Source organism: Aquabacterium sp., assembly GCF_014378415.1.
Lineage (GTDB): Bacteria > Pseudomonadota > Gammaproteobacteria > Burkholderiales > Burkholderiaceae_C > Aquabacterium.
On the sequence record NZ_JACMNS010000129.1, the window covers coordinates 1 to 10,096 of the forward strand.

Consider the following 10,096-nt stretch of genomic DNA (forward strand, 5'->3'; position numbering starts at 1 on the left):
CGATTCCAGCTGGCTTTGGCGCTGCTCAAGGCTTTGTCCTCGGTGCAGCATGAGCAGCAAAAAGGCCACTCCGCCGAGGCCCTGGCGGCCTTGTTGCGCACCGATCCGCTGCAGATCGAGCCCATTTTGGAAACCCTGGTCGAGCTGGATTGGGTGGCGCGGCTGGACGAGCCCGATGCGCAAGGCGGAGGCCGTTTCGTGCTGCTGTGCGATCCCGACCAGACGGTCATGGCGCCACTGGTCGGACGCCTTTTGCTCAAGCCCGATGGCTTCACCGATGGATTCTGGGCTGCCGCCAAACTGGACGAGTTGACCCTGCGTCAATCCTTGACGCAACACCCTGCGGGCCAAGTCAGGGTGAACCCCCGCCAGCCTGGCGTCTGATGCGCATTCAGCCACGGTTTACGCTCCCAATGCCCAGAATTTGCCCGGATTTGAGCCTGATCACCCATTGGCGTTTGCCACAAATTGCGGCAATATGACTTAACAGTGTCAGGCGCATATGTGCAATCCCTTAACAAGAGGAGACCGACCATGAAAGTCAGCGACATCCTGCGAGTCAAAGGCAGCACGCTTTACACCGTGCAACCTGAACAGCCCCTGTCTGAAGCGGTCAACACGATGGCCCAGTTCGACATCGGATCCCTGGTGGTGATGGAGCACGGTGATGTGGTTGGCATGCTGACCTTCCGAGAGGTGATCCAGGCCGTGGTGCGCAACGGCGGCAGCATGGGCGACACCCGCGTGCGCTCGGTGATGGACGACCACCCGCTTACCTGCACCCCCGACACCGAGATCGACGAAGTGCGCCGCATGATGCTCAGCCGCCATGCCCGCTACATGCCGGTCATGACGCAAAAAACCCTGATGGGCGTGATGTCGTTCTACGACGTGGCCAAGGCCGTGGTCGACAGCCAGGATTTCGAAAATCGCATGCTCAAGGCCTACATCCGCGACTGGCCGGTTGAAGAAGAGGCGGGCGAGCGGCAGGCTTTGCTCTGACCGAGCCGCCCAATCCACAGGAAGTCGCACCGCGCTTTCGCTCAAACGCCCGGCTTTGCCCGGGCGTTGTCGTCATGGGGGACAATGGAGGTCTCGCGTTTTTCGCAATTACCTGGTTCGCGCAATGGCTGGCAGCACCCTCGGACTTTTGTTTTCCGTCACCAATTTCGGCGAGTCGCATGGCCCCGCCATCGGCTGCGTGATCGACGGATGCCCCCCCGGCATGACCCTGTCCGAGGCCGACATCCAGCCCGAACTGGACCGCCGCCGCCCCGGCACCTCCCGCCATGTCACCCAGCGCAACGAGCCCGACGCGGTCGAAATCCTCAGCGGCGTCTTTGAGGGCAAGACCACCGGCGCACCCATCGCCCTGTTGATCCGCAACACCGATCAGCGCAGCAAGGACTACGGCAACATCCTGCAGACCTTCCGCCCTGGCCATGCCGACTACACCTACTGGCACAAATACGGCCTGCGCGATCCGCGCGGTGGTGGCCGTTCATCGGCCCGCCTGACAGCGCCCATGGTGGCGGCCGGTGCCGTGGCCAAGAAGTGGTTGCGCGAGCAATACGGCACCGAATTCCGCGGCTGCATGACCCAGTTGGGCAACATGCCCATCGCCTTCGAGGGCTGGGAGCACGTGCACCAAAACCCCTTCTTCGCGCCCAACACCAGCCAGATCCAGGCGCTGGAAGACTACATGGACGCCCTGCGCAAAGAGGGCGACTCCTGCGGCGCCCGCCTGACGGTCGAAGCCACCAACGTGCCCGTCGGCCTGGGTGCACCGTTGTTCGACAAACTGGATGCCGACATCGCCTACGCCATGATGGGCATCAACGCCGTCAAGGGCGTCGAGATCGGCGATGGCTTTGGCGTGGTGGCCCAGAAGGGCAGCGAGCATGGCGACGAACTGACGCCCGAAGGCTTTGGCTCAAACCACGCGGGCGGCGTGCTGGGGGGCATTTCCACCGGGCAGGATCTGCGCGTGTCGGTCGCCATCAAGCCGACCAGCTCGATCCGCGTGCCGCGCCAGTCCATTGATCTGGAGGGCCAGCCCGCCACGGTGGAAACCTTTGGCCGCCACGACCCCTGCGTGGGCATCCGCGCCACGCCGATTGCCGAGGCCATGCTGGCCCTGGTGTTGATTGACCATGCCTTGATGCACCGCGCGCAGTGTGGTGATGTGGTCGTGAGCACGCCGCAGATCGCGGCGCAGCGGCCTGCTTGACGTCGGCTTGAATCAGTCGATGATGCCGCGCTCGATCAACTCGATCTTGTAGCCATCAGGATCGGTGATGAACGCGATCACCGTGTTGCCGCCTTTGACCGGGCCCGGCTCGCGCGTGATGGCGCCACCCAGTGCCACGGCCTTGTCGCGCACCGCCTGGCAGGTGGCCACGATGTCATCGACGCCGATGGCGATGTGGCCATAGGCCGTGCCCAGCTCATATTTTTCGACGCCGTAGTTGTAGGTCAGCTCCAGCTCGGCTTGATCGGGGTTGCCGCCGCCAAAGGCCAGGAAAGACAAGCTGTATTGCTGGTCGGGCCGGTCGGTGGTGCGCAGCAGGGTCATGCCCAGCACCTGGGTGTAAAAATCAATCGAGCGTTGCAGGTTGGTGACCCGCAGCATGGTGTGCAGAAAGCGCATTGTTCAATCTCCGGCAGGTAATGAGGTGGGCATCAGTTCGGCGTCCATCCAGCCGCGAACACTGTTGATCAGGGCGATGCCCTCGGCTTGGCGCAACTCGTTCACTGTGATGGTGCGTTCGCGCAAATGCCCTTCGGCCAGCAGCGTTTCGCGCATCACGCCCGGAAGCAGTCCGGCCGACAACGGCGGGGTGAGCCACAGGCCCGCGAGCTTCACGGCCACATTGCCGATGGTGAACTCGGTGATTTCGCCTTGGGCGTTCCACAGCAGGGTGTCGAAGCAGCCTGGCGGTGGACTGAAGGCTGCGTAGGCGCTGCGCTGCGTGGTCTTGTGGGCGATGAACTCATCTGCCACGGGCATGGCGTGGGCGGCCAAGGCCACCCGGATGGGCAGGGCCGTGGTCGCCAACGGGCTGGATTCACAAGTCGCCTGACCTTGGGCGTCCAGCAGCAGGCGGACCTTGTGGATGCCGTGAGGGTGTGCCTGGGCCCGTTGGGTCAAGGCTCGACGGACTATTTCGGCGTCCAGTGGAAAACCAAAATGCCGGGCTGTGCGCGTCAGTCGTTGAAGGTGGGCTTCCAGCCTGGGGATGTGTCCATCCTCCAGCCGCAGCGATTCCAGCAATTCAAAAGGTTGGGCGGCTCGCCTCAGGAAGGCCTGCTTGTGCCGCCATTCACTGGCCTCGGCCTCGGCCGTGGCGTCCAGGGTGATGCCGCTGCCAATGCCGCAGCGGGCATCCCAGCCGGGCTGCGAGCCGGACCGCAGCACCACCGTGCGGATGGGCACGTTGAACGTCACTTCACCGCCCGGCGCCATCAAGCCCACGGCGCCGCAGTAAACGCCGCGCGGCGCGTCTTCCAACGCTGCGATGTGATGCATGGCGCGCCGCTTGGGCGCGCCCGTGATCGATCCGCATGGGAACAGCGCAGCGAACACATCGGACAGCCGTAGCCCTACGCGCGTGCGAGCCTGCACGGTCGAGGTCATCTGCCACACCGTGGGCAAGGCCTGCACGTCGAACAGCGAAGGCACCTGCACCGAGCCCACCTGCGCAATGCGTGACAGGTCGTTGCGCAGCAGGTCGACGATCATCAGGTTCTCGGCGCGCTCCTTGTCGCTGGTTTGCAGGTGCCGGGCGGCGGCGGCGTCTTCATGGGGCGTGGTGCCCCGCGCCGCAGTCCCCTTCATGGGGCGCGTGGTGATCTGGTCGCCGCGCCAATGGAAGAACAGCTCGGGCGACACGCTGAGCACATGGCTGAGGCCCGTGGTGGATGGCTGCCCGGCGGTGTCGAGGTAAACCGCGTAGCCATCGGGCTGGCTGCGGTGCAGGGCATGGAAGTACTGGAGCGCGGTTTCTGGCGCCTTAGGCTCAAGCTGGCTGCTCAGCGGCGTGGTCAGGTTGATCTGGTACACCTCACCGGCCCGGATCAACTCATGGATGGCCTCGACCTGCGCGGTGAAGGCGTGGGCGCTCAAGTTGGATTGCCATGGCGTGGTTTGCCAGGCACCCCGATGAGTGGTTGTTGGCCAGGGCAGGGCCTGGTCGAACACGGCGAACATGGCCAGTGCTTGGTCGGGCTCGGGCGGGCAAACCGGCAAATGGTCGTCAAACGCCGGGGCCGCTTCATAGGCCACCCAGCCCACGCACCAGCGGCCTTGCCGGGCGTGCTCGTGGGCCGCGTCGATGACGCTGCGCACTTGGGCCAGGTCAGTGGCCACCAGCCACGTCAAGGCGGGGCCAAAGGCGTGCCGTTGGCGGCCACCCTGCGCGGCGGGAAGGTCAAGCAAGGCCACGGGCAGTGGCGAAGGCGCCGCACTGATGCTCATGCCAGCGAGGTAATAAGGTTCAGCCGCGGGCGCGCCTGGCACACCACAGGCCTGCCATGCCCAGCGCCACGAACAGCGCCAGGCTCCAGAACTCGAAAGGCACACCGATCAGCTTGGATGCCGCGTCGGCGCACGATGCGCGCACCTCAAAGGCGGCGGGCAGTGCGGTGTCCAAGTGCAGGCTGGAGACAATGCGATCCGCCAAGGTCAGGTTGCACGACACCGTCTTGGCGGCCACGAAGTGCTGGTACCAGGCCGAGGCGGCACCCGAGGCTGCTGCAGGCACGATCAACAACGAGGACAGCGATGTGAGCACACGGCCACCGATCAAGGCACCCAGCCCGGCCAGGATCGCGATCAGCAGGAACAGCACGCGCTGCAGGATGCACCAGGGGCACGGCTGCATGTCCAGTTGGTACTGGGCGAACAGGGCAAAGCCCACGGCGGCCAGGCAGACCAGAGCGATCATTGCCAGCTGAGGGCGACCTGATGGGGCGGAGCGGAGATTGAGCGAACGCATTGATCAGGCCACTTCGGCGATGAGTTCGATCTCGACGCAGGCGCCCAGCGGAATCTGCGCCACGCCAAAAGCGCTGCGAGCATGCCGGCCGGTTTCGCCAAACACCTGGGCGATCAGTTCGGAGCAGCCGTTGGTGACCAGGTGGTGCTCGGTGAAATCAGGGCTGCTGTTGACCAGGCTCATGACCTTGACGATGCGCACCACCTTGTCCAGGCCGCCTGCGGCCGCCTGCAGCGTGCCCATCAGGTCAATGGCCACGGCGCGTGCGGCCTCCTGGCCTTCGGCAGTGCTCATCGTTTTGCCCAACTGGCCGACCCACACGTGCCCATCTTTTTTGGCAATGTGACCCGACAAAAACACCAGGTTGCCCGTGCGCATGAAGGGCAGGTAAGAGGCGGCGGGCACGGCCACGGGGGGCAGCGTGATGCCCAGGGCGATGAGGCGGTCTTGGATGGACATGGTGGCAACAAATCAAGGATGGAGGACAGCCCGCCGACAGCGGGCAAAAACAGCAGGTCAAAGCTTGGTCATGATCCTACACCGCCCCCCGTGTCATGCCGGGGTGAAGGCCCATTGGCCACCTTGGCTCAGGACCAATCGGTGGGTGTGAAAACCATCGAGTGTGCTTCGGTGCCCCACGCTCACCAACATGCACTGCGGCAACTCTTTTCGCAGCAAGGTGTACAGCGCGTGCTCCAAGCCTTCGTCGGTGGCCGAAGTGGCTTCATCCAGGAACGCAATGCGGGGCTGGTTCAGCAGTACGCGCGCAAAAGCCAGGCGTTGCTGCTCGCCCAGGGACAGGATGTTGGACCAGTCGGCCGGCTCGTCCAGGTGGGCCTGCAAATGGCCTAATTGCACTTTGATCAAAGCGTCGTTGATGAGGGCGTCGTCCAGCACCAGGGCAGGGTAGATGAGCGCACTGCGCAAATTGCCCAGGGGCAGGTAAGGTCGTTGCGAAAGGAACAAGGCGTGCGTACCCATGGGCCTGTCGACCGAGCCCTGGGCATGCGGCCAAAGCCCGGCCAGCGTGCGCAGTAACGTGGTCTTGCCGCTGCCCGATGGGCCTTTGATCAGCATGCTTTGGCCTGGCTGCAAGGTGAGGCTCAAGCCGTGCACCAAGGGGTGGCCGTCGGGCCGTGACACGCCCACGCCTTCGATCACCAAGGCGTCATCACGGTCCTTGAGCTGGATGCTGGGCAGGGCGCGTGCTTGCTGATTGGCGTCCATGAAGCCGGTCAAGCGGTCCAGGGCCGCGCGGTACTGCGCGAACTCGTCGTACGACATGCGGAAGAACGACAGCGCGTCTTGTACCTGGCCAAAGGCCTGCGAGGTTTGCATCACGTCACCCAGCTTGATGGCGCCGCTGAAAAAACGCGGCGCCTGCAAGATGAAGGGAAACACCACGGCCAACTGGTTGGCGGCCAGGTTGAAGCCGTCGAACTTCAGGCCCCGGAACAGCAGTGCCCACACATTGGCGATGACGGCCGCGAAGCGGTTCATCAGGGTGGCGCGTTCCACGCGCGCGCCTTGGTAAAAGGCGATGTTCTCGGCGTTCTCGCGCAAGCGCATGAGGGCGTATCTGAAGTTGGCGATCAAGCGTTCGTTCAGGAAGTTCAAGCTGATCAGCGGGCGGCCCAGCTTGAAAGCGATCACCGTGACCACGATCACATAGATGTACACCAGGAACACCATGGCGCGCGGCACCTCCACCCCCATGATGGCCAGGGCGCCCGACAAGCCCCACAACATGCCGGTGAAGGCCACCAGCGACACCACGGCATCGGCCGTGCCAATCGACAGCTTGCGGGACGACGCGACGAAGGTGGTGATGTCTTGCTGGATGCGCTGGTCGGGGTTGTCCACCGGTTCGTTCAGGAAGTGGCCGCGGTAATAGGCGCCGCCCTCCAGCCAATCCTTGGTGAGTCGTTCGTTCAACCAGGTGCGCCAGTCGATGTCGAAGACCTGGTTGACGTAGGCGCTGAGCAGCACCCTGAGCACGTGCACGGCGGCCAGGATGCTGAAGATGCCCAGGAAGAACCAGAAGGCCTTTTGGTCCAGGGCCTGCAAGGCGCTGTAAAAGCCGTTGTACCAAAGCGAGAACAGCACGTTCATGCGCACGGAGAACATCGCCAGGAACAGAATCAAGGCCACGGTGAGCGTGGGCTTCCAACTGCGCCGAGGCGTCAGGTAGGGCCAGCCCAAGCGCAGAAACTGACGTCCCCAATGCGTGCTGCGCGTGACGAGAAAACCCACGGCCACGAAGCCTAGGCTGGTGAGTGCGAACGCCTGGGCCAACCACACCAGGCTGGCGGCCAGCTCTTGACTCCAATCCAATTCAAGCTCCTTGCGCACGTTGTGCGAAGCGATTGTGCTTGAAGCCCAACCCCGGGCAGATTCTTGGCCCAATGGCAAGCCTTCAGGCTAGACTGAATACGACCAGCACTGCGCGAGTGCTCACACGATGTATCACCATGAATGATGATGACGAGCGTGACGCCTGGATTGACCGCTGCTCAGCCGAGTTGCGGGCCTTCAGGCCCAGCCTGAGCCCTGACGAGGCCGAGCAGTTGGCCGCCGACATCTGGTGCGACTCCCCCAGCCTGGGCCCCGAAGACGCCGCCGAGCGCGAAGTGGCGAGTTGGCGCAGCCTGGGCATCAGGGACTGACTGAGCTCGTCAAATCCCCCTAACTTCGCATCGCCTACTCGCCCTTTGTGGGGGCTTCAAGTGCGCAGCGTCTGGCTACGATTGCTGCATCACACATGACGTGTGCAGGAGAGTGCGATGAGGCTGAATTCCAACCCAATGACCGCGATGGGCATGTTTGCCTTCATGGATGGCCTGGGCCGTGCCCTGTTCAAACCCAGTGCGCCGGCCCCGTTTCGGCGAGATCCCGGACCTTTCTACTGGAAGGTCATGTACATCGAGGAAAGCGGTGTACTGCGCCGATCCATCGTCCGGGTCATCACCCTGCACACCGACCTGCGGCGCCTGACCGTGTGGTGCGATGCCTTGGGCCGCGAATGCGTCTTGAAGATCAGCAGGATCGTGGAGGCCAGCGATTTGCAAAGCGGACGTAAAGTCAATTTGCACCGCTGGATGGCCAATCAGCGAGCCGAAGCTGCTTGAATCAACTCGTCCGAAAAACAACGTGTTGTCCCCCTGCCTGAGGTGGTTTCGGACGAGCAACACACTGTTACCTAGGGTTTACGTTCATAACGAGTCGTGTTCATGTAGGATTGTTGCATCGCAACATTTTTTGGGGTGAATCATGGCGCAACACAGATTGAAGTACGACGTAGAAGCCGAACGCAAAGGCCTGGGCTACGAAAAACTGGGCGTCATCGCCGGTTTTCTGGTCGGTTTGCCGGTGGGCGTGGGCTTGGTCGATGCACCTTTGACGGCCGTTGGCGCACCTCAATGGGTGGGCATCGTGGTCACGGTGGCGGTGGTGGCGGTTTGCACGGCACTCGGCCTGCGCGGTGGTGCAGCGCTGGCCAAACGGGCTACACCGAATGCGTAGTCTTTGCAGAAGAGGCTGAGGGCAACCTTCCCTCAGCCTTCAGCAAGCTCTCCAGGCAATGTTCCTGGATTTGATAAAAGCTTTTGATGTCCTGAATCTGCGCCAACGTTTCAGCCGCCTTGTCGGGTGCGCCTGAAGCACGCTTGGTCGCCAGGATCATCTTGTTCTTGTTAGTGTGCTCCAGCGAGATGAATTCAAAGACCTGTGTGTCGTAACCGCAGGCTTCCAGCAGTAGCGCACGAAGGCCATCGGTCAGCATTTCCGCCTCCTGCCCCAGGTGCACGCCATGCTGCAGGATGGGCCTGAGCGGGTGCGGGCTCAGCAACTGTGGTCGGATCTGTTTGTGGCAGCATGGCGAACACATGACTATGTCGGCCCCGGTGCGGATGCCCATGTGAATGGCGTAATCGGTGGCGATGTCGCAGGCGTGCAGCGCAATCATCACGTTCACGGTGCCCGCCTGGTAGTTGCGCACGTCGCCATGGTCAAAACGCAGGCCTTGGAGGCCCAGCTTGCTGGCGGCCGTGTTGCCCAGCTCAACCATGTCCTGCTTCAAATCAACGCCCGTCACCTGCGCATTCAGGGCCAGGCTGTTGGCCAGGTAGTCGTGGATGGCAAAGGTCAGGTAGCCCTTGCCTGAGCCAAAGTCCACCACGTGAATGTTTGGCGACTTCGCCAGTTGGGACGAAGCCAGGGCACTGCTGAACACCTCGATGAACTTGTTGATCTGCTTCCATTTGCGTGACATGGCCGGGATCAGGGTCTGCTTGGCATCGGTCACGCCCAAGGCAGTCAGGAAAGGGCGGTCCAGTGCCAACAGGCGTTCTTTCTGGCGGTTGTGTTCCTGGCTGGTGGATTCGTTGTTCTCGCTCTTGCCAAAACGCAGCGTGGCCTTGCCTTTCTTGCTGATGGCCAATTGGATTTCCTCGCTCGGTGTCAGCAGGTGGGCGTTTCTGAACTCCTGGCCAACCATGCTTTGCAGCGCTTTGAGGCCTTCGTCCACGGGCAGGTTCTTGATGATGTCCTTGGTCTGATGGCGGTGGACGAAAGACAGGCAAGCTTGCCCCTTGATCGTCACCGGACGCACCTGTACGCGGACCAGGTCGGTGATCGGGCCGAGGTAGTTGCCCAGCACCAATTTGACCAGCGTCTGCTGGTTCAGGTGCTCGTGCACCAAGCTGAAAAATTGATCGTGCGGGGTGGGCATGCAAAGCGCCTTTGGCTGGAAACGGGGCAAGGCAAGGATTGTCGATTGCATTTGCCCCAAAGCAAAAGCCCGGTCGTTCAAAAAACGCCGGGCTCTTGAGTTCGACGACCACCATCGGGCCGTCTTACCTGCCGGGGTGAGTCCTGGCCGGTCATGTCCCCCAGACGATCAGGGGAGCCGTCTCACCGACGGCGTGATGCTGGCAGATTCACCCTGCCAGCTTGCGGTAAGGCAAGCATTGCACCCGTTCGAGCCACCGTTACCCGGTGTGCCTTGCGGTTGATGGAAATCCCATCAATGACCGCCGTTCCAGTGTGTTCCAACTGTGCCTGTGGCTGCAAGGGGGCCCATGCTCATCGCGTGCTTTGAC

At 62.6% G+C, this 10,096-nt stretch carries 11 protein-coding genes and 1 pseudogene; 6 read left to right on the forward strand and 6 right to left on the reverse strand.

From position 1 onward, the window contains the following. The 3 genes and pseudogenes from H7225_RS12065 to aroC all read left to right on the forward strand — a co-directional run. A pseudogene (locus H7225_RS12065) lies at positions 1 to 384 on the forward strand (hypothetical protein); the annotation flags it as partial. Between the two features lie 150 nt (positions 385 to 534). Continuing rightward, on the forward strand, positions 535 to 1,002 hold the full coding sequence (locus H7225_RS12070; RefSeq protein ID WP_290662122.1) for a CBS domain-containing protein: 468 nt from the start codon (positions 535 to 537) through the stop codon (positions 1,000 to 1,002). A gap of 124 nt (positions 1,003 to 1,126) precedes the next feature. Continuing rightward, entirely contained in the window at positions 1,127 to 2,230 is a 1,104-nt protein-coding gene (aroC, locus tag H7225_RS12075; protein ID WP_290662124.1) for a chorismate synthase, read from the forward strand. A 12-nt stretch (positions 2,231 to 2,242) separates the two neighbouring features. Here aroC and gloA read toward each other — a convergent pair whose 3' ends face one another. The 5 genes from gloA to H7225_RS12100 all read right to left on the reverse strand — a co-directional run bounded on the left by gloA (position 2,243) and on the right by H7225_RS12100 (position 7,349). Then, a complete protein-coding gene (gene gloA, locus H7225_RS12080; protein ID WP_290662126.1) occupies positions 2,243 to 2,650 on the reverse strand; it encodes a lactoylglutathione lyase in 408 nt (135 codons plus the stop codon). Positions 2,651 to 2,653: 3 nt separating this feature from the next. Then, complete coding sequence (locus H7225_RS12085; RefSeq protein ID WP_290662128.1) at positions 2,654 to 4,477, reverse strand: chorismate-binding protein; 1,824 nt, start codon at positions 4,475 to 4,477, stop codon at positions 2,654 to 2,656. Between the two features lie 19 nt (positions 4,478 to 4,496). Then, entirely contained in the window at positions 4,497 to 4,997 is a 501-nt protein-coding gene (locus H7225_RS12090) for a disulfide bond formation protein B (RefSeq protein ID WP_290662130.1), read from the reverse strand. Positions 4,998 to 5,000: 3 nt separating this feature from the next. After that, complete coding sequence (locus tag H7225_RS12095; protein ID WP_290662131.1) at positions 5,001 to 5,456, reverse strand: RidA family protein; 456 nt, start codon at positions 5,454 to 5,456, stop codon at positions 5,001 to 5,003. A gap of 93 nt (positions 5,457 to 5,549) precedes the next feature. Beyond that, positions 5,550 to 7,349 carry an ABC transporter ATP-binding protein/permease gene (locus tag H7225_RS12100; protein ID WP_290662133.1) on the reverse strand — a complete coding sequence of 600 codons (1,800 nt, stop codon included), beginning with the start codon at positions 7,347 to 7,349 and terminating at the stop codon, positions 5,550 to 5,552. A 119-nt stretch (positions 7,350 to 7,468) separates the two neighbouring features. Here H7225_RS12100 and H7225_RS12105 point away from each other — a divergent pair, with 119 nt between their 5' ends. The 3 genes from H7225_RS12105 (at position 7,469) to H7225_RS12115 (ending at position 8,519) form a co-directional block, all read left to right on the forward strand. Further along, positions 7,469 to 7,663: a hypothetical protein gene (locus H7225_RS12105; RefSeq protein WP_230179315.1), complete on the forward strand. Its 195-nt coding sequence runs from the start codon at positions 7,469 to 7,471 to the stop codon at positions 7,661 to 7,663. A gap of 117 nt (positions 7,664 to 7,780) precedes the next feature. Further along, positions 7,781 to 8,125: a hypothetical protein gene (locus H7225_RS12110; protein ID WP_290662136.1), complete on the forward strand. Its 345-nt coding sequence runs from the start codon at positions 7,781 to 7,783 to the stop codon at positions 8,123 to 8,125. A 142-nt stretch (positions 8,126 to 8,267) separates the two neighbouring features. After that, positions 8,268 to 8,519, forward strand: a complete 252-nt coding sequence (locus H7225_RS12115) for a hypothetical protein (protein ID WP_290662138.1) — start codon at positions 8,268 to 8,270, stop codon at positions 8,517 to 8,519. Here the strand turns inward: H7225_RS12115 and H7225_RS12120 are convergent. After that, on the reverse strand, positions 8,503 to 9,726 hold the full coding sequence (locus H7225_RS12120; protein ID WP_290662140.1) for an SAM-dependent methyltransferase: 1,224 nt from the start codon (positions 9,724 to 9,726) through the stop codon (positions 8,503 to 8,505). The genes H7225_RS12115 and H7225_RS12120 overlap by 17 nt on opposite strands. Positions 9,727 to 10,096: the final 370 nt, after the last annotated feature.